Source organism: Herbaspirillum rhizosphaerae, from assembly GCF_046025915.1.
Taxonomy (GTDB): domain Bacteria; phylum Pseudomonadota; class Gammaproteobacteria; order Burkholderiales; family Burkholderiaceae_D; genus Herbaspirillum; species Herbaspirillum rhizosphaerae_A.
Genome location: NZ_JAQQFR010000001.1, coordinates 177,899 through 203,858, shown reverse-complemented (window position 1 = coordinate 203,858; position 25,960 = coordinate 177,899). Strand labels below are relative to the sequence as shown.

The 25,960-nt window shown below is 59.4% G+C and carries 22 protein-coding genes; 10 read left to right on the top strand and 12 right to left on the bottom strand.

Translation table 11 applies throughout. The annotated features are described in order from the left end of the window. Positions 1-9: 9 nt before the first annotated feature. Entirely contained in the window at positions 10-1,068 is a 1,059-nt protein-coding gene (locus PQR63_RS00975; RefSeq protein ID WP_408164836.1) for an Lnb N-terminal periplasmic domain-containing protein, read from the top strand. Positions 1,069-1,078: 10 nt separating this feature from the next. Here the strand turns inward: PQR63_RS00975 and PQR63_RS00970 are convergent, their stop codons facing one another. Next, complete coding sequence (locus tag PQR63_RS00970; protein WP_408164834.1) at positions 1,079-2,035, bottom strand: LysR family transcriptional regulator; 957 nt, start codon at positions 2,033-2,035, stop codon at positions 1,079-1,081. Between the two features lie 98 nt (positions 2,036-2,133). Here PQR63_RS00970 and PQR63_RS00965 point away from each other — a divergent pair, with 98 nt between their 5' ends. The 5 genes from PQR63_RS00965 to PQR63_RS00945 all read left to right on the top strand — a co-directional run bounded on the left by PQR63_RS00965 (position 2,134) and on the right by PQR63_RS00945 (position 10,445). Next, a complete protein-coding gene (locus PQR63_RS00965; protein ID WP_408164832.1) occupies positions 2,134-3,399 on the top strand; it encodes an MFS transporter in 1,266 nt (421 codons plus the stop codon). A 344-nt stretch (positions 3,400-3,743) separates the two neighbouring features. Beyond that, positions 3,744-4,391, top strand: a complete 648-nt coding sequence (gene ribA, locus PQR63_RS00960; protein ID WP_408164830.1) for a GTP cyclohydrolase II — start codon at positions 3,744-3,746, stop codon at positions 4,389-4,391. 351 nt (positions 4,392-4,742) lie between these two features. Next, positions 4,743-6,014: a GTP-binding protein gene (locus PQR63_RS00955; RefSeq protein ID WP_408164828.1), complete on the top strand. Its 1,272-nt coding sequence runs from the start codon at positions 4,743-4,745 to the stop codon at positions 6,012-6,014. A gap of 103 nt (positions 6,015-6,117) precedes the next feature. Then, positions 6,118-7,275: a CobW family GTP-binding protein gene (locus PQR63_RS00950; RefSeq protein WP_408164826.1), complete on the top strand. Its 1,158-nt coding sequence runs from the start codon at positions 6,118-6,120 to the stop codon at positions 7,273-7,275. Positions 7,276-7,583: 308 nt separating this feature from the next. Next, a complete protein-coding gene (locus tag PQR63_RS00945; RefSeq protein WP_408164825.1) occupies positions 7,584-10,445 on the top strand; it encodes a bifunctional diguanylate cyclase/phosphodiesterase in 2,862 nt (953 codons plus the stop codon). Between the two features lie 6 nt (positions 10,446-10,451). On the opposite strand, the gene PQR63_RS00940 is transcribed toward PQR63_RS00945, so the two are convergent. The 4 genes from PQR63_RS00940 to PQR63_RS00925 all read right to left on the bottom strand — a co-directional run bounded on the left by PQR63_RS00940 (position 10,452) and on the right by PQR63_RS00925 (position 14,695). Continuing rightward, complete coding sequence (locus PQR63_RS00940) at positions 10,452-11,255, bottom strand: metallophosphoesterase (protein ID WP_408164823.1); 804 nt, start codon at positions 11,253-11,255, stop codon at positions 10,452-10,454. A 19-nt stretch (positions 11,256-11,274) separates the two neighbouring features. Continuing rightward, positions 11,275-12,207: an AEC family transporter gene (locus tag PQR63_RS00935; protein WP_408164822.1), complete on the bottom strand. Its 933-nt coding sequence runs from the start codon at positions 12,205-12,207 to the stop codon at positions 11,275-11,277. Between the two features lie 137 nt (positions 12,208-12,344). After that, positions 12,345-13,628, bottom strand: coding sequence for an MFS transporter (locus tag PQR63_RS00930; RefSeq protein WP_408164820.1), 1,284 nt, complete (start codon positions 13,626-13,628; stop codon positions 12,345-12,347). Between the two features lie 113 nt (positions 13,629-13,741). Continuing rightward, positions 13,742-14,695 carry a LysR substrate-binding domain-containing protein gene (locus PQR63_RS00925; protein WP_408164818.1) on the bottom strand — a complete coding sequence of 318 codons (954 nt, stop codon included), beginning with the start codon at positions 14,693-14,695 and terminating at the stop codon, positions 13,742-13,744. A 135-nt stretch (positions 14,696-14,830) separates the two neighbouring features. Here PQR63_RS00925 and mnmC1 point away from each other — a divergent pair, with 135 nt between their 5' ends. After that, the gene (gene mnmC1 / locus PQR63_RS00920) at positions 14,831-16,636 is read left to right on the top strand and encodes an FAD-dependent 5-carboxymethylaminomethyl-2-thiouridine(34) oxidoreductase MnmC1 (RefSeq protein ID WP_408164816.1); all 1,806 of its coding nucleotides are present in this window, start codon (positions 14,831-14,833) and stop codon (positions 16,634-16,636) included. A gap of 46 nt (positions 16,637-16,682) precedes the next feature. Then, positions 16,683-17,309 carry a pyridoxamine 5'-phosphate oxidase family protein gene (locus PQR63_RS00915; protein ID WP_408164814.1) on the top strand — a complete coding sequence of 209 codons (627 nt, stop codon included), beginning with the start codon at positions 16,683-16,685 and terminating at the stop codon, positions 17,307-17,309. A 93-nt stretch (positions 17,310-17,402) separates the two neighbouring features. On the opposite strand, the gene PQR63_RS00910 is transcribed toward PQR63_RS00915, so the two are convergent. Continuing rightward, positions 17,403-17,732 carry a YXWGXW repeat-containing protein gene (locus PQR63_RS00910; protein WP_408164812.1) on the bottom strand — a complete coding sequence of 110 codons (330 nt, stop codon included), beginning with the start codon at positions 17,730-17,732 and terminating at the stop codon, positions 17,403-17,405. A gap of 321 nt (positions 17,733-18,053) precedes the next feature. Here PQR63_RS00910 and PQR63_RS00905 point away from each other — a divergent pair, with 321 nt between their 5' ends. Continuing rightward, positions 18,054-19,250, top strand: a complete 1,197-nt coding sequence (locus PQR63_RS00905; RefSeq protein ID WP_408164810.1) for a low temperature requirement protein A — start codon at positions 18,054-18,056, stop codon at positions 19,248-19,250. A 212-nt stretch (positions 19,251-19,462) separates the two neighbouring features. Further along, positions 19,463-21,073, top strand: coding sequence for an NAD(P)/FAD-dependent oxidoreductase (locus tag PQR63_RS00900; RefSeq protein WP_408164808.1), 1,611 nt, complete (start codon positions 19,463-19,465; stop codon positions 21,071-21,073). 70 nt (positions 21,074-21,143) lie between these two features. On the opposite strand, the gene PQR63_RS00895 is transcribed toward PQR63_RS00900, so the two are convergent. The 6 genes from PQR63_RS00895 to PQR63_RS00870 are packed head-to-tail and all read right to left on the bottom strand — an operon-like array spanning position 21,144 to position 25,816. Beyond that, entirely contained in the window at positions 21,144-21,716 is a 573-nt protein-coding gene (locus PQR63_RS00895; protein WP_408164807.1) for a HutD/Ves family protein, read from the bottom strand. Positions 21,717-21,764: 48 nt separating this feature from the next. Beyond that, on the bottom strand, positions 21,765-22,697 hold the full coding sequence (hutG, locus tag PQR63_RS00890) for a formimidoylglutamase (RefSeq protein WP_408164805.1): 933 nt from the start codon (positions 22,695-22,697) through the stop codon (positions 21,765-21,767). A 22-nt stretch (positions 22,698-22,719) separates the two neighbouring features. Beyond that, complete coding sequence (locus PQR63_RS00885) at positions 22,720-23,520, bottom strand: amino acid ABC transporter ATP-binding protein (RefSeq protein ID WP_408164804.1); 801 nt, start codon at positions 23,518-23,520, stop codon at positions 22,720-22,722. Further along, positions 23,520-24,185: an amino acid ABC transporter permease gene (locus PQR63_RS00880; RefSeq protein ID WP_094565824.1), complete on the bottom strand. Its 666-nt coding sequence runs from the start codon at positions 24,183-24,185 to the stop codon at positions 23,520-23,522. Before PQR63_RS00880 ends, PQR63_RS00885 begins: the two co-directional genes overlap by 1 nt. A 55-nt stretch (positions 24,186-24,240) precedes the next feature. Continuing rightward, positions 24,241-25,008, bottom strand: coding sequence for a transporter substrate-binding domain-containing protein (locus tag PQR63_RS00875; RefSeq protein WP_050478352.1), 768 nt, complete (start codon positions 25,006-25,008; stop codon positions 24,241-24,243). Between the two features lie 49 nt (positions 25,009-25,057). Continuing rightward, complete coding sequence (locus PQR63_RS00870) at positions 25,058-25,816, bottom strand: IclR family transcriptional regulator (RefSeq protein ID WP_408164802.1); 759 nt, start codon at positions 25,814-25,816, stop codon at positions 25,058-25,060. Between the last annotated feature and the right edge of the window lie 144 nt (positions 25,817-25,960).

Here is a 25,960-nt window from a genome sequence, read left to right as displayed (position 1 = left end):
CTGATTGCCATGCCGGATTTCCCTTCCTCTTCTTCTCGCCCACCCGTGGGGCGCCTTCGCAAGCTCATCTGGATTGCCCTGTGTCTGTTGTTAACGCTGGCGATCACCGCAGCGGGCGTGTGGACCGGCTTTGCCTTGTGGTTTCAGTTGTCCGCACCGATGCAGATCAAGGTAGCGGCCATCGTCTTTCTTGCGCTTGCCGTGCTGGCGGCCATGCACGCTTTATGGCAACGGCGTTGGAGGCCGCTGATCTGGTTCGTGGTTTTTTTCACCGGCGTACTTGGCTGGTGGAGCACTTTCAAGCCTTCGCATGATCGTGTCTGGGCCGATGATGTGGCGCGGCTGCTGCACATTGATGTCGAGGGCAGCAAGGTACGACTGACCAATGTGCGCAATTTCGACTGGCGCAGCGAGACCGATTACACCGTGCGTTGGGAGAATCGCGAATACGATCTCGATCACCTGGTCACGGCCGATCTGGTGCTGTCGTATTGGATGGGGCCCGCGATTGCGCATACGCTGGTGTCCTTCGGTTTTGACGATGGCCGCTACCTGACGTTTTCGGTGGAGATCCGCAAGGAGAAGGGCGAGAGTTTCTCGGCGCTGGGCGGGTTCTTCCGCAAATTCGAAACCGTGCTGGTGGCGTCGGATGAGCGCGACATCGTCCGCGTGCGCACTAATGTACGCGGCGAGGATGTGTATTTTTATCGCCTGCAAGTCGAGCCGGCAACGTTGCGCAAACTGTTCATCGGCTACGCCGGCGAAGCGCGCAAGCTGGAAGAAGCGCCGGCCTTTTACAACACCCTCACCAGCAATTGCACCACCATCGTGTTCGATCTGGCGCGCGCCATCAATCCGCAATTGCCGCTGGACTACCGCTTGCTGGCTTCAGGCTATCTGGCCGAATATGCCTACGATGTCGGCGGTCTCACGCCTGGTTTTGACCACGCTACGTTGCGGGCGCGTGGACGCATCACTGAGCGCGCACTGGCGGCCGGTAACGATCCGCGGTTTTCTCAATTGATCAGGGTCGGCATTCCCGGTGTGGCGCCACTGAAAAGCCGCTGAAATAAGCGGTTCAGGTCCAGCGTGCGGCAGAACCCACCGCCGCTGGCATCGCCTCACGCATGGTTTCGATGAAGTAGCGCAGCCGCGCCGGATAGAAGCGGGCGTAGGGATAGATGATCGAGACCGGCAACGGTACGGCTTCCCATTCGGGCAGCAACGGTACCAGCCGGCCGTTTTCCATATGTTCCTGCAGCAGCCAGGCCGAACCGAGCATCAGGCCCACGCCTTCCACTGCCGCGTTGGTCAGGGCATACAAACTGTCGGAGCTGAGCCGGGGCTGGAATGCCACCTCGGCGACCTCATCGGTGATGACATTTTTCAGCGTGATCTCGCGTCGATAAAACTGGGGAATCGCCAGCCACGGCATCCCTGCCAGATCGCGCGGATGCGCAGGCATCGTGTGTTGCGCCAGCAGCGAAGGGGCAATTGCCAGCATGCGCGGGACTTCCGCCAGCCGGATAGCTACTACCGAGGGATCGGTCACTTCGCCGACCTGGATCGCGCAGTCGATGCCGTGCGCGATGAAGTCGGCGATGCGGTCGTACAACAGCCATTCCACGGTGATGCCGGGATGACGCCGCATGAACTCGGCCAGCGGCGCAATCAGCTGGCGTTGCCCGAAAGCATTGGGCACCACTACGCGCAGCGAACCGCCGGCTTCCACATTGGCGCCGCGCAAATCGAATTCGAAAGACTCCCATTCCGCCAACAGGTTGAGCGCGCGCTCGTAGCAGCGCTCGCCGTCTTCGGTCAGTTTCATTGCATGGGTGGAACGTTGCAGCAGGCGCAGGCCCATCGAGCGTTCCAGCAACTGCAAGCGGCGGCTGATGGTCGGTTGCGTGGTGCCCAGCTGCTGCGCCGCCGCCGACAGGCTCCCTGCCTGAACGATGCGCACAAAGGTCTGGATCAGCTCGATGCGGTCCGAGGCTGTGGGGGCGGGCGGGTTGAAGTTTTCGGGCGGGCTCATACGTCAAGCGTATAACAATTCTGCGAGCCATGCTACTACCGCAGCGCAGCATCCGGGCGCAAACTGCGATCCATCAACAAATTAAAGGGGTACATATCATGTCTTCCATTCAACAAACGCATACAACAGCGGGGGCTAAAAGCCATGCTGCTGCAACCACTATCGCAGCGCCAGCACCAGCGGGCGCCAACCTGCCGGCTTCGCTGATGCTGCTGTTGTCCGCCGGCGCCGGTCTGGCCGTCGCTTCGCTGTACTACTCGCAGCCGATGCTCGGCATTCTGGGCGCGGACATCGGTGCTTCTGATCGCGCCGTCGGCATGGTGCCGATGCTGACCCAGCTCGGTTATGCCCTCGGCATCCTGTTGCTGGCGCCGCTCGGTGATCGCTATGACCGCCGCCGCATCATCCTGATCAAGGCCGCCGTCCTGACCGGCGCACTGCTGCTGGCAGGGGCATCGTCCGGCATCACCATGCTGCTGGTCGCGAGTCTGGCCATCGGCTTGTCGGCAACGCTGGCGCAAGACATCGTGCCTGCCGCCGCCACGCTGGCTTCCGAAGAGCATCGCGGCAAGGTGGTCGGCACCGTCATGACCGGCTTGCTGCTCGGCATCCTGCTGTCGCGTGTCTTGAGCGGCTTCGTGGCAGAGCACTTCGGCTGGCGCGTGATGTTTGTCGCAGCTTCGGTGAGCATTGCGCTGATCGGTGTCGCGGCATGGCGGGGTCTGCCACGCTTCAAGGCGACTACCCATCTTGCCTATAGTGCATTGCTGGGTTCGCTGGGCAAGCTGGTGCACAAGCATCCTGCATTGCGCCGCGCGGCATTGGCTCAAGGTTTGCTGTCGGTCGGTTTCAGCGCCTTCTGGTCCACATTGGCAGTGATGTTACATGCTGCGCCATTCCATATGGGCAGCGCCGCTGCCGGTGCGTTTGGTCTGGCAGGCGCCGCCGGTGCGCTGGCTGCACCACTGGCCGGCCGCATCTCGGACAAGAAAGGCCCTGAACTGGTAACCCGTCTGGGGATTGGCCTGGCGATTCTGTCCTTCATCGCGATGGCCTTCGCACCAGCCTTCTCGACCAGCGGTCAGTTGTGGTTGCTGGCATTGGCAGCAATTGGTTTCGACCTTGGCGTGCAGGCCACACTGGTGGCGCATCAAACCATCGTCTACAGCATCGAACCCGGTGCCCGCAGCCGTCTGAATGCAGTTTTGTTCGTCGGCATGTTCATCGGCATGGCCGCCGGTGCTGCGCTGGGCAGCTTGTTGCTGGCGCAATGGGGCTGGATTGGTGTGGTTGCTCTGGCGACTGCTGCTTCGGTGGGTGCGCTGATTGTACGGATGTGGCCGGGCAAGAATCGTAACGTTTGAATTTGAACTTGCGCGGAAAAAAGCCGGAACAGCTGATTGCTGTTCCGGCTTTTTTGTTTCCAAGGCACATTCATCAATGTAAATAAAACGACAATAATTTCCATTGATACCCGCTTCCGTCCGCAAAAAGCGTGTGCCTGCACTTGAAGAACACTGCGCCTGCTACCATTTAATTTGTCTGTGCAAACACGCACCGGAGCGCGCTCGGAGGGGAGTACGCCCCTTGCATTGAGCAAAAGAAAGTAATCGGCGCAAATCCGCGCGCCTGAAAGAATTGAAGCCGCGAGGTAAGATACGCGGCTGCGTCGCTCAAAGACGCTTCAGGTCATCACATTAGGTTCATCATGCCGTCAACAGAAAACATCGAAACAGACGTCGTCATTCCCGAAGAAAATCTGGAATTCGTCAGCTCCTGCGCATTGCCCATGCCGTGGGCAACTTTTCAATTGCATGCCTTCGTCGATCACGTTTCCGGCAAGGAACATCTGGCACTGGTGCTCGGCGATGTTGCCAACGGCGAACCGGTGCTGGCGCGCGTGCATTCCGAATGCCTGACCGGCGACGCCTTGTTCAGCCAGCGCTGCGACTGCGGTGCCCAACTCGAAGCCGCCTTGAAACGCATCGCCAAGGAAAAGCGCGGCGTGATTTTCTATCTGCGTCAGGAAGGCCGCGGCATCGGTCTGCTCAACAAGATCCGCGCCTATCATTTGCAAGACGGCGGCGCCGACACGGTGGAAGCCAACCTGCAACTGGGTTTCCCGGCCGACATGCGCCGCTACACCATGGTGGTGCCGATGATCGATCATCTTGGCATCAAGGGCTTGCGCCTGATGACCAACAATCCACGCAAGGTCAACGCCTTGGAAGAAAACGGCATCGAAATCCTCGAGCGTGTGCCGCTGGTGGAAAATCGCAACCCCTTCAACATCCGCTATCTGCGCACCAAGGCGACCAAGCTGGGTCACTTGCTGCCATCGCACGATAATGACTAAGCGCAATTAAGCACAATCGGGCTCGACTGGCCCGATTGTGCGCCCCCCGGCAGTATGTTCGCCGGGATCCTTGCTGCGGTTACTGTTACCTCACCGCCGCGACGCTGATTGTCGTGTTGCGTCTCTTGCCAGATCTGTCTTTCCTCGCTTTCTCTCCCACTCAGACTTCCCACTCCGTCACTCGGCGCCCTCAGGGTTTGATCGCCGCACATGGATTGAATCTCATTTTGCAACTAAGTTGCAAAATGAGATTCATCGGGATATGATCCGTTCAAATGCCATTTGCAACACAGTTGCAAATATGTATGCAGCTCGTTTCAAAGCAGCCCGCCCATCTCTGGAGAACAACACATGCCAGCCATCGATCAACGCATCACCCGGTCTCAAGACCCGCGACTGCCGGTAACGGTTCTGTCCGGCTTTCTCGGTGCCGGCAAGACCACCTTGCTCAACCATATCCTGTCCAACCGCGAAGGCTTGCGAGTGGCGGTCATCGTCAATGACATGAGCGAAGTGAACATCGACGCTTCGCTGGTGGAAAAATCAGCCACCAACAACGGCGCAGCCTTGTCGCGTACCGAAGAAAAACTGGTGGAGATGAGCAACGGCTGCATCTGCTGCACATTGCGTGAAGACCTGCTGATGGAAGTCCGCAAGCTCGCAGTGGAAGGACGCTTCGACTATTTGTTGATCGAATCCACCGGCATCGGTGAACCCATGCCGGTCGCCGCAACCTTTGACTTCACTGACGAGCAGGGTAATTCGCTCAACGATATTGCGCGCATCGATACCATGGTCACCGTAGTCGACGCCGTCAACCTGCTGCGCGACTTCAGCAGCGACGATTTGCTGGAACAGCGCGGCGCAATCGCCGGCGACGGCGACAACCGTACTCTGGCCGGTTTGCTTACCGAGCAGATCGAATTCGCCGACGTGGTGGTCATCAGCAAACTCGACATGGTCACGGAAGCCCAATTGCAAGCTGTGATGGGCGTGGTCAAGGCACTCAATCCGGAGGCGGAAATCGTCCCCGCAGAACGTGGCAACGTCCCGCTGAGCAAGCTGCTCGGCACCGGAAAATTCGATCTCGACAAGGCCAGCAGCATGGCCGGATGGGCCAAGGAACTGGCTGGTGAACATCATCCGGAAACCGAAGAATACGGTATCAGCAGCTTTGTCCTGCGCAGCCGCGAACCGCTGCACCCGCAACGCTTTTCCGACTTCCTGCAGCAGCCCCTGTCAGGCCTGATTCGTGCCAAAGGATACGTCTGGCTGGCGAGCCGTCCGGAGTGGGCGCTGTCGTACTCGCGTGCAGGCAACACGGCAACGCTGGAGCCGGTCGGGCAATGGTGGGCTGCTGCGCAAGACCGCATGCCGCCACGCGGATCGCCACAACGCGCGGCCATCGATGCGACCTGGGAAGAGCCCTATGGCGATCGTATCTGCGAAGTCGTTTTCATCGGGCAGAACATGGATCGTGAACTGATCGAGAATGCCTTCAAGGATGCGCAACTGAGCTTTACCGAAACGCGCAAGGGCATGCGGCACTGGCAGACTTTCGCAGATCCGTTTCCAGACTGGACAAGGATCGAGGAAGAAGATGCGGCCATGGCAGATGTCTGAACACCTCGTGCAAGTGCGTACAGACAGACTCATGTAGCATAGCGGGATTCCATTGTTATCAATGGCCGGCGCGAACTATCGCGCCGGCCATGCCATTTTTGCCATGACACAAGAAACTCCCGCACTGATCCCGATTTCCCTGCTGACCGGTTTTCTCGGCAGCGGCAAAACCACCTTGCTCAACTATCTGGTGGCGCAACCCGAGCTGAAGGACACGCTGGTCATCATCAATGAATTCGGCGAGATCGGACTCGACCATTTGCTGGTAGCGCACAGCCAGGACGACATCGTTGTGGAGATGAGCAGCGGCTGTCTGTGCTGCACGATACGCGGCGATCTGAAAAAAACGCTCAAAGACATCACCTGGCGTTTCGCTGAAGGCGGCAAGCGCAAATTCAACCGCGTCATCATCGAGACCACCGGCTTGGCATCGCCGATTCCGATCCTGCATACCTTGATGACGGACAACTTCATCGCTTCCAAATACCGGCTCGACGGCGTCATCACGACCATCGATGCAGTCAATGGCAATCAGACGCTGGACAACCATATCGAAGCGGTGCAACAGGCCGCCGTCGCCGACCGTCTGTTGCTGACCAAGAGCGATCTCGCCGACGCCGCGACATTGAAGAATTTGCAGGCGCGACTGGCGCAAATGAATCCCAGCGCCGAGCAAATTCTGTCGCAACAGGGGCAGGTTTCGCCGCAGAAATTGTTGGATGCCGGGTTGTTCAAAGCGACGGAAAAAACGCCCGATGTCGAGCGCTGGCTGAACGAAGAATCCTATGCGCAACCTGCACACGATCATCACGGGCATGCGCACGGTCATCATCATGGTCATGAGCATGATCACAAGCATGCCACCCACAGTCATGAAGACGTCAATCGTCACGACGATCACATCCGCGCCTTCTGCTTCAGCTTCGATCATCCAATCGAGCCGCATCTCTTTGATGAATGGCTGAGTCTGCTGGTGGGTTTCAAAGGGCAGAACATCCTGCGCATCAAAGGCATCATCAATCTCGCCGGTGACGACAAGCCGACCGTGATTCATGGCGTGCAGCACATCTTTCACCCGACCGTGACCTTGCCGGCCTGGCCATCTGAAGACCGGCGCACGCGCATTGTGTTCATCACCAAGGATATCGAGCGTTCGACGATCGAGCGCTCCTTCACTGCTTTCATGCAGGCGCAGGCCATCGAGCAAGAACAAAAAGCACAACGCGCGCAAGACGGCGGCAAGCCATCCGGTGCGTGGTAAAAATGCCGCAATTGTCGCAATACGTCGCGTATTACTATTTCTTTTCGGACATCTCAATGCGCGACACTTTGAGGCGCATAACGGCCACTCATTCGCCCCGTTATGGTGAGGTGCTGCGCACAGCAAGAGTTTCCCTTGTAGGACAGCGTCGCGCCGTTTTAGGGAGGCTCGCTCTGCATTACTCTTCGCGCCGCGAATCAAAAATTGCCTGAAATAAAGTTGGGAAAAAATTAATTAATATTCTGGCGGCTGAGGCGACCGCGCGTTTATGATGGTTCCATCAGGGTCACGAAAAACGTTATCTCGGCATGTACAAAACGATCAAACGCGTGGGGTCGTCCATCTCGGTGTCTTTGACATTGATCATCGGATTTGGGGCGACAGCATTGTTGTTCCTGGGGACCTGCAAGCTGGAAGACGACGCGTTCAATCAGGATTTCGAACGGCGTGCGTCGTTGCGCGTGACGACTTTGCAGCGCGGGCTGGAAGAAGCCGTGCAGGTGTTGACGGTGATCAACCGTCTGTTCACCACGGTCGATAATCCCACCCGAGACCAGTTCCACACCTTCACCGATCCGCTGCTGCAAAAATATCCCCACGTACAGGCTTTCAGTTTTCAGCGCTTCGTGATGCGTGGTGAGCGTTACGATTTTGAAGCAGCAATGCAGCCGCGCTATCCCAAATTCGGCATCACCACGCTAGTCGAAGGCAAGACGATTTCCGCGCCATTGCGCGACCGTTATCTGGTAGTGGATTATTTGGAACCCATGCAGGGTAATGAGGCTGCGCTTGGTCTGGATCTCTCTGCCAATCAGCTGGTCATCGATACGCTGCAGCGCGCTATCGAGACCAACAGCCCCGTATCGACCGGTGCCTTGCGACTGGCGCAGGCTTCGACCAATGAGCGCGGTCTGCTGGTACTGATGCCGGTCTACCGTCACGGCATGCCGCTGACCACGGCAGCAGAGCGCCGCGCAGCCGTTATCGGCGACACCACGGCTGTATTCAATGCGCGTGTCTTGCTGGAGCGGATCTTCAATTCCTTCGGGCCGGTCCGGCGTGAAGGGTTGGAAGTCAGCGTTTATATCGGCACCAGCGCCAGCCGCGAAGATCTGGTCTATCGCACCGATGACATCCGGAATCAGGCGATGGTGCCGGGTTTGCCAAGCTGGCTGGGCTACCGTCGTCCGGTGCTTGTGCGGCGTACCTTCGACATTGCCGGCCAACCCTGGCATCTGGAAGTGAAGTCGGCACCGATTCCACTGACTTCCAATCATTCCAACTCGCTGCTGATACTTGGTGCGGGAACCTTGCTGACCTTGCTGGCCGCTGCCTATCTGTACACGCTGTCGATGCGCTCGCGCCGCATCCAGCGCACGGTGGACGAGCGTACCGCCGAACTGCGGCTGACCAACGTCCTGCTCAAGGAAGACATCCACGCGCGCCAGCAGGCTGAACGCGCCTTGCAGCTGCGTCAGCGCGCCATCGAAGCCAGCGCCAACGCCATCATCATCATGCGCGCGACTGCGCCGGACTATCCGATTGAATACGTCAATCCGGCGTTCGAGCGCATCACCGGCTACAGCACCGCGGAAGTCGGCGGCAACAGCATTCGCATGCTGGAAGGCCCGGACGTCGACAAGCAAGGCTTTATCGACATCTGGAGCGCGCTGAACGAACAGCGTGAGTGCAACGTCGTCCTGCGCACCAACAACAAGGACGGCGGGATGATGTGGAACGACTTCTACATTGCGCCGGTGAAAAGCGAAGAGGGCAAGGTGACGCACTTTGTCGCCGCGCTCTACGACATCACATCCATGAAGCGCTACGAAGCCGAGCTGGAATTCCAGGCCAATCGCGACGTCCTCACCGGGCTGGTCAATCGCAATATGTTGCGCAAGGTGCTGGAAGAAGCGATGGCTTACGCCGAGCGCTACCAGCGTTCGCTGTGGGTGGTGTTCGTCGATCTGGATCGTTTCAAGTTCGTCAACGACACGCTCGGCCACAAGGCCGGCGACTTGCTGCTGAAGACGGTCGCGGGACGCCTGCGCGGGGCGGTGCGCGACACCGACACGATTGCGCGTCTCGGCAGCGACGAGTTTGTCATCGTCATGTCGGAGTACACCGATGTCGGTCTAGACACGCGAAATCTGCAACGCATCCAGGCCGCCATCGCGGCACCGATGACGATTGAGGGACATACTTTCTTCCCGACCTGCAGTCTGGGCGTGGCGGCCTATCCGGATGACGGGCGCGATGCCGAGATGCTGGTCAAGCACGCCGACATTGCCATGTATCGCGCCAAGCAAAGCGGCCGCGACAACTACCAGTTCTACACTCCGGCGATGAACGAGCAGGCGCTTGAACGCCTGCGTATCGAAGGCGATCTGCGCCTGGCGTTGGAACGTAACGAATTCCTGCTCCACTACCAGCCGAAGATCGACCTGCGCAGCGGCGAAATCGTCGGCATGGAAGCATTGATTCGCTGGCAGCATCCGGAACTCGGAATGGTATCGCCGGTGCGTTTCATCAGCCTGGCCGAAGAGACCGGCCTGATCTTGCCGATCGGTTCCTGGGTGATCCGTACTGCCTGTGAACAGACCAAAGCCTGGCAAGACGCCGGCTGGGGCAAGCTGCGCGTGTCGGTGAATCTGTCGGTGCGCCAGTTCGTGCAAAAGGATCTGGTGTCCTCCATCGCGGCCGTGCTGAAAGACACCGGACTCGATGCCGATTTACTGGAACTGGAACTGACGGAAAGCCTGGTGATGACCGATGTCGAGCACGCCATCGGCATTCTGCGCCAGCTCAAGGAACTCGGCGTGCATCTGTCCATTGACGACTTCGGAACCGGCTATTCCAGCTTGTCTTATCTGAAGCGATTTCCGATCGACGTGCTCAAGATTGACAAGTCTTTTGTGCGCGATATCACTCTTGACGCCGACGATGCGGCCATCACGGTATCGATCATTTCGCTGGCGCACAGCCTCAAGTTGCACGTCATTGCGGAAGGCGTGGAGACGCAGGAGCAGTTGTCCTATCTGCGCCGCCATGGCTGCGACGAAATGCAGGGATATCTGTTCAGCCCGCCGGTCCCGGCCGAACAGTTCGAGACACTGCTGCAGCAAAAAGTTGATCTCATGAAGAGTGCTTTGGTGAGCAGCTCTCGCTAAAAAACGTCAGATCTCCACCACCAGCTGCGGATTGAAATGCGGGTTCTCCCATTCGATTTCCGCCAATGATTGCGCCTGTCTGAGATTGAGCGCATAGCCGCGGGGGTTGGTGATGACGCGGCAACCTTCCACTTCATAATCAAAACTGTTGTGCACGTGGCCGTGTATCCACAGATCCGCCTGCGCCAGCAAGGGCGTGAGGTCGCTGATGAAACCGGGATTGAGCGGAGAACCGGCGAATCGCGCGTGGATCGACTGCGGATGCACGCCATGATGCGTCACTACCACGGTCGGGCCGTCGAAATCCTGTGCCAGTTGTTGCGTCAGCCAATGGCGTGATTGCCGATGTAATTCCAAGGCATGTTGCGGCAGGAAGACGCCATCCGGCATGGTGATCACGCGATGGTCGTAAAGGATTCTGCCTGCCTCTTCCATCGCCGCTTCCAGCGTCAGCGGTTCCACGCCTTCTTGCTGCAAAGAATAGTCGGTCCACAGGCAGCAACCGAGAAAACGCACGCCGCCGATGATGCGTGCATTGTTTTCCAAATGGATGACATTGCCGCCATGGGCATCGGCATGGCGGCGGATGTCCTCGACCACGACCGGGTATTGCGCGTCGTAGGCTTCATGATTGCCATGGATATAAATCGCCGGCACCGGCCAGTCGGCGAAGGCATCGATTGCAGCGACGCCGTTGTGGATGTCACCGGCGATCACCAGCACATCGGCATCGGTCGGCTCGACCGCGCGGTAGCCGGGAAAACCACTCATGCGTTCAAGGTGCAGGTCGGAGGCGATCTGGATTTTCATAGGCGGGTTTGGTATGAACTCAGTGGGCAATCCAGGCGAGGATCAAGGAGATCGTCACCAGCGACGTGGTCGTGGAAATCAGAATCGCGCGCGACATCAGTGCCGCTTCGCGTTGATACAGCTCCGCCAGCATGAAGGGGCCGGTGCCGATCGGCATGGCCGACAGCAGCAGCGCCGTGTCCGCCCACAATTTAGGCAGTGGCAGAATCCAGTAAGCGAACACCGCTGTGATGGCCGGATGCAGCAGAAGCTTGAAACTCACCAGCAGACTGACCGAGCCGGACTCTTTGTTCTGTATCGGCTGCGCGAGGAATAGTCCAAGCGACACCAGTGCGCAGGGGCTGGCGGCGGCACCCAGTAGTTTGAACAGCTGCTGCACACCGGTCGGCAATACATAGCCGCTGCTGGCCACCAGCCCGCCGAGAATGGGTGCGATCAGGATGGGATTGCGAATCAGCGAATTGCCGGTCTTGAGCAGGCTGCGGCCGATGTGTTTTTCGGCGTGCAGGCAGATTTCCAACAAGACAATCGCAATGGCAAACAACAGACACGCCGTCATGACCATGGCGATCACCGCCGGCGGCATGCCGTCGCGGCCGAAGGCCAGCAAGCAGAGAGGAATGCCGATGAAGCCGACATTGGCGTACGAAGTGCCGAGGCTGTCGATGATGATGTCGGCGGCTGCCGCGCCCTGGCGATACTTGATCCATACCGTCAGCAGGAACACGGCGGCGATGCCGATGGCGAACACGGCAATGAAGCGCAGATTGCTGAAGTCAGCCGGTGTCAGACGCGCAATCGAATCAAACAGCAGCGCGGGCAGGCCCAGATAGATGACGAAGCGGTTCAGCTCGCTGGCGGCATTGACGCTGAGGATATTGCGCTTGCGGCACAGGTAGCCGAGAAAGATCAGCGCGAAAATCGGAAAAACGACATTGAAGATGGCGAGCATGGATGGCGGTCAATCGCAGGCAGTGGCAGGCAAAAAGTTGCGCACAACGCGCGCAAGCGTAAAAGGAGCGGATCCGAAGGCGTAACGATTTTAATGCGTTTCCTTCGGTCCGTCTTTTTACACCCGTTTATACCCACTCAGGTCGGCTGCATTTGCCCGGTGGGGATGTCGACGGCCTGATCGTCAATCGGAAAATGCAACAGCGCTGCCATCAGTCCTGCCGCAACCGTGGCGCCCCACACGAGGGTGTAGGAGCCGGTCAGGTCGAACATGAATCCGCCCAGCCATGCACCGAGGAAAGAGCCGATCTGATGGCTCATGAAGCACACGCCGAACAAGGTACCGAGATGGCGTGTACCGAACACCTTGGCGACCAGTCCACTGGTGAGCGGTACGGTACCCAGCCAGGTCAGGCCCATGACGGCCGCAAAGATCACGACAGAGGTAGTGCTGGTCGGCAGCAGCAGGAAAGCCACGATGGCGGCGCTGCGGATCAGGTACAGCCAGCCCAGTACATATTGCTGGCGAAAACGTCCGCCCAGCCAGCCGCAACCCCAGCTGCCAGCCATATTGAACAGGCCGATCAGCGCCAGCGCAGTCGCACCCAATCCAAGCGGCATGTGGCAGAGCAGCAGATAACCCGGCAAATGGGTACCGATGAACGCCAACTGAAAGCCGCAGGTGAAAAAGCCGATGGTTAGCAAACGATAGCCGCGATGGCGGGCGGCGAGGGCCAGTACATCTTTCAGCGACGATGAGCTTGAGTCCGTTGGTGTTGTGGCGTTGGTGTCAGGAAGAGCGGATGGGGAGGTAGCGACAGACTTGCGCCGGCTCCGGTCGAGCAACATACCGGCGGGCGCGATCAGTAGCGTCAATACTGCCAGCACGAACAGCGACATCGAGACGCTGGCGCTTTCGCGGACGGTTTGTGCCAGCGGCACCAGCAGCACCTGGCCGAGCGAGCCACCGGCGCTGGCGATGCCCATCGCCATGCTGCGTTGCTGCGGTGTGGCGACACGGCCCACTGCCGCCAGCACCACGCCGAAGCTGGTACAGCTGATGCCGATGCCGACCAGCACGCCCAATCCCAGCACCAGCAATAATCCCGATGGTGCGACGGCAGCCAAGGCCAGACCGCCGGCAAAGGTCGCCGCACCGAAAGCGACCACCGGCGTTGCGCCATAGCGGTCGGCCGCTGCGCCTGCAAACGGCTGGGCGAATCCCCAGACCAGATTGTGCAGGGCGATGGCGAACGCGATGATCGTCACCGGCAAACCGCGGTCGTAGGAAAACGGATTGATGAACAGGCCGAAGGTCTGGCGTATGCCCATCACGACGCTGAGCACCAGCCCGGCGGTGAGGACGACGATGAGTGCGTTGCGGCTCAGCGGCTGAGATGAATGTGTTGAAGGTGCCGGCATGGTAGCTGTCCTGGATGCGATGACAGCCGTCACACTAGCAGCGCGCCCGCGCCACGACAAAGGAAAAACTGTTGACGACAGATGAGCCGAACTCATCTATGCATGGGAACGCGCTACGCCCGCTGTTCTTCGAAGCTGCGCGCTTCTTGCAGCAGCCAGTGTTTGAAGCCGGACAGGTCGGGGCGATGTCCGGTGTCCTGCGCGCTGACCAGCCAGTAGGCGGTTTCGGCGTCAACTACTTGCGGGCTGAGTTCGACCAGCATTCCCGCTTCCAGATCGCGGTCCACCAGCGGGCGTCGTCCCAGCGCCACGCCGAGGCCGCCGGCTGCTGCTTCAAAAGCCATCTGGATGGTGTCGAAGCGCAGACCGCGATGCGCGTCGATGTCTTTGAGGCCGGCATGGGCAAGCCAGGTCGACCAGTCTTCGCTAGCCTGGCTAACGTGGATCAGCGTAGCGCGGTGCAGGTCACGGGACAGGTCAATCTCACCTTGCGCATCAAGTTCAAGTAGGCGATCACGATAGGCCGGACTGCATACCGGCACCAGCTGCTCTCCAAACAATCGCGCCCAATTGGCGTCAACAACTTGCGCACGGCTCATGCGGATGGCGAAGTCAAAACCATCCGTCGACAGATTGACCTGGCGCTGCGAGGTGTCCACAGTGACATTCGTATCGGGCCAATGATCGCGGAATGCCGGCAGGCGCGGCAGCAACCAGCGCGATGCCAGCGTCGGAGCGCAACTGACGGTGATGCTGCGCTGCAGACCGTAGCGGTCGCCCTGACCGGGCAGGCGTTGCGTGCCGGTGGCGATCAGTGCGAAGGCTTCCGAGATGTAGCGCAGGTAGTCGGCGCCTTCGGGCGTGAGACTCAGTTTGCGCGGTTCACGCACGAACAGCGTGACGCCCAGGCTTTGTTCCAGACTGACGATGCCGTGGCTGACGGCGCTGGGCGTGACATTCAGCTCGGCCGCTGCCAGCTTGAAACTTTGCAGCCGGCCGGCGACTTCAAAAAATCGCAAGGCGGACAGCGGGGGAAGGCGCGTGTTGGAGGAAGGGCGTTGCGGCATAAGGAATGAGGGAAATATTTCCGGCAGCTGGCGGTGTCGAGCAAGGCAAACACAGTGAAAGGACAGCGTATCATATCGGGCAAGCTGTCGTTGTCTCGGCAGCAGGTCTGTCCTCTGTCCTCTTTCTTCATTTGCATGACGCCATCTTCGCCGGATTATCCTCAGTTTAACGACGCCGACTTGCAGCGGCATTGGCGCGGGCGTACGCAATTCACCATCTTGCAAAACGGCTTTGGCGACGGCGTGCAACTGCTGCAAGCCTGGTTGGCATGGAGATCGGACACGGAGGCGCCGGGCCGCCTGCACTACCTGGTCATTGATCCGCAACCGCCCACGCGCGAACAGTTGGCGCAATGGCCATCAGCATTACCCGAACAACTGCAGCAAGCCTGGCCGCCGCAAGTACCGGGTTATCACCGGTTGTTTCTGACGCAAAGGAAAAGGCAGCTGGTGTTCACGCTGATCAATGGCGATCTGCTGAGCAGCCTGCCGCAATTGGACGCGCGTATCGACTTCTTTCTCTTGCGCAGCGATCAGGCTTGGAACAGTGCGCTGTTGAAATGGCTGAGTCGATTGGCGGCGCCGCAAGCGCGTGTGCTGGCGCAAGGAGCGTTGCCGTTTGGGCGTCGGGAATGGCAGCAGGCCGGTTTCATCTCGGAGAACAAGAGTGAGGATGAGAGCAACTTCATGCCCGCACTTTTTTCACCGCGTTGGGAGACGTCATCGGCCACAAGTCATATCGAGCGCAAAGCCATCGTCATTGGCGCCGGGCTAGCCGGCAGCGCTGCCTGTGAAAGCCTGGCCGCGCGCGGCTGGCAGGTGACGCTGATCGAGCAACATGCACAGGCCGCGCAGGAAGCGTCCGGCAATCTGGCAGGCGTCTACATGCCGGCGATTTCGCGCGACGACAATCCCACGGCGCGGCTGACGCGCGCGGCGTTTCTGTTTGCGCAGCAGGTCTGGGCGCGCAGCGGCGTATTCGACCGCGCTCGTCAGGCGGGGCAGGCATGCGGCGTGCTGCAGGTGGCGCGCGATGCCGAACAGGCCGACGCCTTCGAGCAAGCCGCACGGCATTGGAACTATCCCGCCGGTTACGCCCAATGGTTGTCGGCGGATGAGGCCAGCGCGCGTCTGGGCATGGCAACCGGCAGTGGCTGGTTCTTCCCGACCGGCGGCTGGTTGCGGCCGGCCATCGTCTGCGAAGCAATGCTGGAGGCATGTGGCGACCGCGTACAGCGGCACTTCCAGCAGACGGCGAGTTCTTTGCGGCGTACCGACGATACCTGGCAGGTCTGCAATGTGGATGGAAAAATGATTGCGCAAGCGCCGGTCGTCATTCTGGCCAACGGCATGCATGCCACACGATTTGCGCAGGCCGATTCTTTGCCCTTGCAGGCGATACGCGGGCAGGTCAGTCATTTGCCTGCCTCCGCTTTGCCGGACTTGCCTTTTGTATTGTGCGGCGATGGCTATCTTACCGGCGCGGTTGACGGCGTGATCAGCATGGGCGCCAGCTACGATCAGGACGATGATCCGGCATTGCGCATCGACAGCCATCGCGGCAATCTCGATAAGCTTGGTCAGTTGCTGCGGCAACCCGAGCTGGCAGCCACATTGACGTCGGCTGCAAATGACATGCCCTTGTCGGGCCGGGTCGGTTTTCGTTGCGTGTCGGCCGACCGCTTGCCATTGATCGGCTCCTTGCCGGATGATGCTGCACTAGCCAGCGCGGGAGAGGTGCAACTGCGGGACGTACCGCGTCAGCCGCAACTGCACGGCCTGCTGGCTTGCGCATCACGCGGCCTGATCTGGGCGCCGCTCGCAGCAGAAATTCTCGCCTGCCATCTGGAGGGAGAACCGGCACCGCTGGCTAAAGACTTGCTGGGTTTGCTGGATCCCGCGCGGTTTGCGTTGAAGGCGCATCGGCATGGTAGGCGGTGACGGTCATTCCAGCGAACAGAATTTGAGACTATCAAAGGAGCGTTGCATGTTGGCAGATCATCAATTCGATATTGAGACCGTAGAGAAGCTGGAAGCCTTGTTCGGCCAGCCTGCACAGGCCTCGCTGGCCAAAGAACTCGATCACATCGACGAGTACTACCGGCAATGGATCGCCGCATCGCCTTTTCTTGCTCTGGCGACGGTCGGGCCGGATGGTCTGGATTGTTCGCCGCGCGGCGATCCGCGTGGTTTTGTCGACGTGGTCGACGCTCACACGGTGATCCTTCCCGAGCGTCGCGGCAATAATCGTATCGACAGTCTGCGCAATCTGATCAGCGATCCACGCGTGGCGATGCTGTTTCTGATTCCGGGTCTGGGCGAGACGCTGCGGATCAACGGTCGTGCACGCATCAGCACCGATCCGGCCTTGCTTGCGCGCTATGCCATCGACGACAAGCAACCCAAGGTGGTTCTGGTGATCAAGGTGGAGACGATTTTCTTTCAATGCTCGCGTGCGGTGGCGCGCGCCGGATTGTGGGACGCTGCACGCCATGTCGAGCGCAGCAGCCTGCCGACGCCGGGGCAGATTCTGGAGCGTGTCAGCCAGGCGGCTATTGATGGCGCTGCCTATGATGCCGCCTTGCCGGAACGCGTGAAGACGACGCTGTACTGACAGGTGTTTTTTGCGGCAAGGCTGCAGCAATTAAAAAGCCTGCATGGTTACCATGCAGGCTTTTTTGCTTCGACGAGGATCGGAGCTTCCGGATCAACGTTCCCAGCCACCGCGATTGAAACGCCAGCCGTCCGGATCCTGATGCCAGCCTGGTGGGGCATAGCGATGGTAGCCACGGCGTACGCGCTCCCAGTGACCGCCGACCCAGACGTGGCGATGGCCATTCCATGCCCAGTAACCCGGCGCCCACACGTAGCCGCCACGTGGCGGTGGCGCGCGTTCATAACGTGGTGGTGGAGGTGGCGTGCCGATGCGGATATCCACCGAGGTGCGTGCTTGCGCTTGTGCTGCCGGCGCCATCAGCACTGCCGATGCAGCGCTCGTGGCCAGCAAGACTGCCAGGACAATATTCTTGTAGGTCATGATGTACTCCCGTGTTTTTAAATGAGTCGTCGGTTCTTGCGGCGCTCTCCGATTGCCACGCAGCCGATGACTCCAATGTAGATCAGCTGAAATGTACAGACTGTAATTTTGTGTATCCGTTACAGGGCACTTGTGACGAAACGGAAATAGCCGGAAACAAATCCCCGTCAGTCGGCTGTCAGAAATACGCAACTGCTGCAGCACTTTCCGGCGTCGAATTCGGCACTGGTCTTGTCCCCGCCGCATCGCGCATGCGACGATAGGGTTGTGGGTCAGCTGAATCAAGGTCAAGGTTCAAGAGTAGGAAGCACAGGGGAAATCATGAAAAAACCATCGCAAACCGGTCTGCTGCGCGTACGGGACGGTCACGAAGCACGCGTCTCGTTCGTGGAATTATTCTTCGATCTGATCTACGTGTTCGCTGTCACCCAGCTCTCGCACCGCCTGCTGGAAAACCTCACCCTCAACGGCGCCATCGAGACGCTGGTCTTGTGGTTTGCGGTCTGGCTGGCGTGGCAATACACCTCGTGGGTCACCAACTGGTTTGATCCGGAGACCTTGCCCATCCGCATTTTGCTGTTCGCCATCATGCTGGTCGGCTTGCTGATGGCGGCGGCAATTCCCGACGCCTTTGCCGGGCGCGGCCTGGTGTTTGCGATTGCCTACGCCGTCATCCAGGTCGGGCGCACGCTGTTCGTGCTGGTCTGTCTCGGTTCGCGCCATGCACTCACGCCCAACTTCCGTCGCATGTTCGGCTGGCTGGTGATTGCTGCGGCATTCTGGATTGCGGGCGGCATGTCGCAGGAACATCGTCTGCTGTTCTGGATCATTGCCGTCGCCTGTGAGTATTTTTCGCCGATGACGGGTTTTGCCCTGCCGGGCATGGGCCGTTCGGATACGCAGGAATGGACGATCGAAGGCGGACACCTGGCCGAGCGCTGCCAGTTGTTCGTGATCGTCGCACTGGGCGAAGCCCTGCTGATAACCGGCGCCACCGTCGCGCACGCGCATGAGTGGGAAGCGCCGGTCATGGTGGCGTTCATCGTCACCTTCATCGGCAGCCTGGCGATGTGGTGGCTGTACTTCGACACCAGCAGCAAGGACGGCAGTGAGGCCATCGTGCTCTCCAGTGATCCCGGCCGCATCGGTGCTTACTTCCACTACGTACACGTGATCATCGTCGCAGGCGTCATCGTGTCGGCGGTGGCCAATGAACTGGTGATTGCGCATCCGGATCAGCATATTGCTCCAACGACACTGCTGGTGCTGATCGCCGGGCCTGCCATGTATCTGTTCGGTAATGCGGTCTATAAAAAGGTCGTGTACCGGCGTTTTCCGCTGTCGCATGTTGTCGGGCTGGTGCTGCTGGCCGTGTTGGCGATGTTCGCCCATGTCACGGATCTGCTGATGGTGGGCGGGCTGACGACGGCGGTGCTGATTTTTACGGCAGTCTGGGAAAGTTGCTCTCGTCGCAAGACCGCCTTGGGCTATCAGGACGAACATGCATCGCAGTGGTGAGGTAGTGGTAACGCGGGGGTGAAATAGTGATTCAGGGCATTCGACAAGGCCCGCTTCCCGCCGAAGCGGGTTTTTTGTTGTCGTGTTGTCATCCTGCAAGCCCAGATGGGAAGCGCCGGCAGGCCGCGCGGTAGAGTAAAATGCCGGCTGCCCCGGAAGACTGTCTGCAGACGTGCAGCAGCGAGGCGGCAATGAATAATGGAAAGAAGTAGATGCTGCGAATTAGTGAAATACAACTCCCCCTCGAACATCCTGAAGCTGATTTGCGCGCAGCGATTCTGGCGCGCCTGGGCGTACCCGACGCGGAGTTGTTGAGCGTGAGCCTGTTTCGCCGCAGCTACGATGCCCGCAAGAAATCGGCAGTCACCCTGAATTACACCGTCGACGTCGAAGTCAGCGACGAGACTGCCGTCTTGCGCAAGCAGAATCTCAAGGACAAGTCGCCGATCGTCCCCACGCCCGACACCAACTACCATTTCGTCGCCAAGGCACCGGCCGGACTGAGCAAGCGTCCTATCGTCATCGGCACCGGCCCGTGTGGTATTTTCGCCGGCCTGATCCTGGCCGAGATGGGTTTCAATCCGCTGATCCTGGAACGCGGCAAGACCGTGCGCGAGCGTACCAAGGACACCTGGGGCCTGTGGCGACAGCGCGAACTCAAGCCCGAATCCAACGTGCAATACGGCGAAGGCGGTGCCGGTACTTTCTCGGACGGCAAGCTCTACAGCCAGGTCAAGGATCCCAAGCATTACGGCCGCAAGGTGCTGACTGAATTCGTCGCCGCCGATGCGCCGCCGGAAATCATGTACGTCAGCAAGCCGCACATCGGTACTTTCCGTCTGGTGAAGATGGTGCAGCTGATGCGCGAAAAGATTGTGTCACTGGGCGGTGAATTTCGCTTCGAGCAAAAGGTCGACGACATCCTCATCGAAGACGGACAAGTGCGCGGCGTCACGCTGGCCAGCGGCGAACATATCGCTGCTGACCATGTCGTGCTGGCCATCGGTCACAGCGCGCGCGATACCTTCCAGATGCTGTACGACCGCGGCGTCTACATGGAAGCCAAGCCGTTCTCGGTCGGCTTCCGCGCTGAACACCCGCAATCGCTGATCGACAAATGCCGCTTCGGTCCAAGCGCCGGCCATCCCATCCTCGGCGCGGCGGACTACAAGCTGGTGCATCATGCCTCCAACGGCCGTTCGGTTTACAGCTTCTGCATGTGTCCGGGCGGCACCGTGGTGGCGGCGTCCTCCGAGCCGGAACGCGTGGTTACCAACGGCATGAGCCAGTATTCGCGCAACGAGCGCAACGCCAACAGCGGCATCGTGGTCGGGATTTCGCCGGCGGATTATCCCGGTCATCCCTTGGCAGGTATCGAATTCCAGCGCCAATGGGAGTCGCGTGCCTACGAGCTGGGTGGCCGCAACTATGATGCGCCGGGCCAGCTGGTCGGCGATTTTCTGGCGAAGAGGCCGTCGACTCAACTTGGCAGCGTGATTCCCTCGTACAAGCCGGGCGTGCTGCTGGGTAGCCTCGATACGTCTTTGCCGGATTACGCGATTGATGCGATCCGTGAGTCGCTGCCATTCTTCGACAAGCAGATTCGTGGTTACGCCATGCACGACGCCGTGCTGACCGGCGTGGAGACGCGCACGTCGTCACCGGTGCGCATTCGTCGCAATGACGATACCTTGCAAAGTCTCAATACCAAAGGTTTGTACCCAGCCGGCGAAGGCGCCGGTTATGCGGGCGGGATCATGTCAGCGTCCATCGATGGCATCAAGATTGCCGAAGCGGTGGCGCTGGCGATTGTCGGCGAGTAACTGACGCCGATCGATTTGATCTATTTGATCTATTTGATGTGATGGCAGCTGCTTAAGGTGTTCAAGCTTCTTAAGCAGCCTGCCGGTACAAGCGCACCAGCATCAGCTCTGCAGCGCTGGCATCGATGATGCAGCTCTTCTCTTCTGCCGTGAACATCACCGCATCTCCGGCATGCAGCCTGGTTTCGTCAGCCAAGCTGCAGCTGCCATTGACCACATAGATCAACACCGCGTCGCCATTCATCGGCAAGGCTGTTTGCTGTATGACGGTGATTTGCTCCACCGTGTGTGTGAAGGCGGCACGGCGCGTCATGACGTTGAAGTCGACGATACCGCCGCCGATCAGCGTGGAATGGACGTTCGTTGCACCATCAAAGCGCAATACCGGATCTCGCGGCGTCAGCGTTTGCGAGACACCTGCGATATCCAGCGCGATACCCTTGCCTTCCAGAATTGCCAGTGAACGGTCGATCCCCGGGAACAGCGAAAACGGGCCGCCTTGCTGCACCGTGGCGACGCTGACGCGCCAGTCGAACGTTTCCAGCGAGCTGTTTTCCGGAAAACGCAGAATTTCGCACGTCATTCCCCCGCCGTTTTTCCAGCGCATCAGGCGTTGCTTGGATTGTGGGATCTGCTGAGGCATGAAGACAGTATAGGACGAATGGCGGGTGTTATCCCGCACCTTACAATTTCATGCGGGTTGCAGGATGAGATGCGCCAGTCGTGCCGCCACCTTGGCCGTCATGCCGTCGCGGTCGTAGACCGGATTGCATTCCGCGATGTCGGCTGCAGCCAGTTTGCCGCTGGCCTTGATGGTCGCGACCAGCCGTTCGACTTTTTCCAGCGCCATGCCATACGCAGCCGGGGCTGAAACGCCAGGCGCCTTTTCACCGGGCAGGACGTCGAGATCGATGGTCAGATAGACATCGTCGACCTGCTCCAGCCGCGTATGCAGTTGCGCATTGAGGGTATTGAGGCTGCCGAGTGCGACGTCGGTGTCCATCACGTATTCCACATCCAGTTCGCGTGCACGGTTGAACAGCGCCGGCGTGTTGCCGAGCTGGCTGATGCCGTAGCAGAGGTAGTGGAATTCGACGTCGGCCCATTCGCACCATTCCGCCATTTGCTTGAACGGCGTGCCGGAGGTCGAACGGTCGGCTTCACGCAGGTCGAAGTGGGCGTCGAAATTGACGATCAGCAATTTGCGTTGCGCCATGGCCTTGCCGAAGTAGCGCGTGATACCGAGGAAGGTGCCATAGGCCACTTCATGGCCGCCACCCAGGATCAGCGGAAACACGCCTTGCGATTTGACGTCGGCAATCTTGGAAGCCAGGCGTTGTTGTGCCTGTTCCAGATCGCCGTCGTTGCAGTCGATATTGCCGGCGTCCGACAGCGCGTCAATCCGATGCGCCGGCAGGTTGGCCATCATGCGGCGGATGGCATCCGGCCCTTGTGCCGCGCCAACGCGGCCGTGATTGCGCCGCACGCCTTCATCCGAGGCGAAACCGATCAGTGCGCCGCCGTTTCTGATGCTGTTGTCGAAGGGGCGTACCAACTGATGCAGGCGGCGTGTATCGCCGGCGCTGTCATGGTCGAGACGACCGTTCCAGAGAGAGTGATCCATATTTTTCTTGTCTGTCGCTATCTTATGCGGCGGTTGATTCCGGGGCGGAGGAGTTGTTGCGCGTCAATACGGCTTGCAGGAAACTGCGTGTGCGCTCCTGCGTTGGATTGACGAAGATCTGGTCGGGCTTGCCGGCCTCGACGATGCGGCCCTGATCCATGACCACGACGACATCGGCGACTTCACGCGCGAAGCCCATTTCATGTGTGACCACGATCATGGTCATGCCCTCGTTGGCGAGCGCCTTCATCACTTGCAGCACTTCACCGACCAGTTCCGGATCAAGCGCCGAAGTGGGTTCGTCGAACAGCATGACTTTCGGCTGCATCGCCAGTGCGCGGGCAATCGCCACGCGCTGCTTTTGTCCACCCGACAGGGTGGCCGGCATGGCGTCGGCTTTGGCGGCCAGGCCGACTTTCGCCAGCAGGCTGCGCGCCAGGGTTTCGGCTTCGTCCTTGGGCGTGCCGCGAATCTTGCGCGGACCGACCGTGACGTTCTCCAGCACAGACAAATGCGGGAACAGGTTGAACGACTGGAACACCATCCCGACCTGGGTACGCAGATCGTTGAGGGCGTGGTCGGCGATCATCTTGCCGTTGACCAGCAAGTCCTGATTGCAGATGGAGATGCTGCCTTCCTCGGCGACTTCCAGCCCGTTGCAGCAGCGCAGCAGCGTGCTCTTGCCGGACCCGCTGGGGCCGATGATGACGACGACTTGCGAGGCGGCGACTTCCAGATCGATGCCATGCAGGATACGGTGGCCTGAAAAGGATTTGCCGAGTTGGGTGATGTTGATCATGGGCGATGTTGTGGACGGCTGCATCAGACGGCTCCTCCTGCGCGCAAGTGTTTCTCGACCCGTTGCAGGGCCATGCTGGTGAGGCTGGTCAGCACCAGATACACCAGCGCGACGGCGATATAGACTTCCAGCGAGCGGTAAGACACGCTGATGATTTTCTGGCCTTCGTGCATCAGGTCGGCGATGGTCAGCAGCGACACCAATGCCGAGTTCTTGATCAGCGCGATGAATTCATTACCCAGCGGCGGAATCATGCGCACGATGGCCTGTGGCAGGATGATGGTGCGCATCGCCTTGCCGGACGACATGCCCAGCGAGCGTGCCGCTTCCATCTGACCCTTGTCGATCGACTGGATGGCGCCGCGCACGATTTCCGACACATACGCGCCGGAGTAGATGCCCATGCCCAGCACGCCGCACAGGAAGGCCGGCAGCAGGATGTCGAATTGCGGCAGACCGAAAAACAGCAGGAACAACTGCACCAGCAGCGGCGTGCCGCGGATGAAGGTGACGTAAGCAGTACAGATGGCGTAGCGCAGGCGCTTGGTGCGGTCCAGCCGGCCCAGGCCGACCAGCAGGCCGAGGATGCAACCCAGCACCAGCGACGCGGCGGTGATTTCCACCGTCACAATCGCGCCATGCAGCAGGTCGGGCCAGCCTTCAAGTACCGGCAAAAAATCGAGGCTCATCTGTTCTCCTTACGTCTGTTCTTTTATTGAATTGCGTTGTTGCTGAATGACCTGCTTACTTGGCCGATGACGACAGCCACTTTTGCACCAGCTTGTCGTAGCTGCCGTCGAGCTTGACCTTCTTCAGCGCGACGTTCATTTCTTCGGTCAGCTGCGGCAGATCCTTGCGCACGGCGTAGCCATACAGTTCGACGCTGACCTGCTTGTCCAGCACCTTCATGCCGGGACGGGTCTTGGCGTATTCGATGGCGGCAGGCTTGCCGGTGACGGCGGCGTCGGCGCGGCCGATTTCAACCAGGTTGAACATTTCCTGATTCTTTTCGACTTCGATGCGTTCGGCTTGCGGGTAGTACTCCTTCAAGTAGTTGGCCGACTTGGTGCCGACCTGTACCGAGACTTTCTTGCCGGCCAGATCCGACGGTTGCTTGATCGAGGTATTGCTGGCCTTGGTCAGCACAACCAGACCGCCCGGATAGTAAGGATCGGTGAAGTTGACGACGCGGCGGCGTTCTTCGGTGATGTAGATCGCCGAGGATGCAACATCGAAGCGGCGCGACACCAGACCCGGGATCAGACCCTTGAAGTCGATATCAGTCCATTCGACTTTCTTGTGCATGGTCTTGGCCAGCAGTTCGATCAGTTCGATATCGAAACCGGTACGCTTGCCGTCCTTGAAGAATTCGAACGGTGGGAACGTCGCATCGGTTGCGACGCGGATGACGTCGACGGTCTGAGCGGAAGCCAGTGTAGGCACAACACTGGCGGCGAAACTGAAAGCAAGGCTGACGGCGAGCATGCTGGCAAAGCGGCGGCGGTGAATCATGGTTTCTCCCTGGAGTGAATAGTTCTGATGACTGCTGAAAACTGCTGGTTTAAAACAATGAAAGACGTTCGCTGATGGTGGCCGCTGCCTGAACCGTGGCGGCAATCAGCTCACGCTGCCGCTCTTCGGCCCGGATTGCCGGCGCCATCAGGGTAATTGCACCGGCCGCCTGGCCGGGTTTGTAAAACACGGGGGCACTGACACCCCACACGCCCCAGTCGACTTCACCTTCGCTGACCGCATAACCTTGCGTACGGATGGCGGCGAGTTCTTTTTGCAGGCGGGTGATATCGTCATCCTGTCCATGTAATTGGCGCTGCACGATGTTGTCGGCCATGGCGATGGGCAAGTGGGCGAGTACCGCCTTGGCGGACGCGCCGCGCGAAAGCGGATGCGAGCGGCCTTTGGAAAACGAGCAGCGCAGCGATTGTTCGCTGTCGACCATGTCGAGGCAAGTGACCTGATCGTTGACGGCGACCATCAGGCCGACGCTTTCGCCGCATTTCTTGGCCAGTTGCAGCATTTCTGGCTGCGCATTGCTGACCAAGTAAGACGTATGGTCAAAGCCCCAGGCCAGTTGCACGCTCAATGGGCCGGGCGCATAAAAATTGTCTTGCTCCTGTACCAGTCCCCATTTTTTCAGCGGCAGCAGATGGCGGTACAGGGTACTTTGCGGCAAGCCGGTCAGTTCTTTCAGCTTGCGCACCGCGATCGGTTTGCCATGCCGGGCGATGACCGACAACACCATGAGCGAGCGTTCGCTGGTGGCGACGACGGGTACTTGCGGAGTGCTGGCGGCTGAGTTCATGGGCGGATAATTCCTCATTTTTCTCATATTTGAAAATTGGATTCTCGTTTTGTGAGAATTTGAGTGTAAATGAGTTAGGACCAGCCTGGTGCAGCAATGCGACAAGCCCGTCGCAAAAATGAGGGGAAGGGATGGAATGCTTTG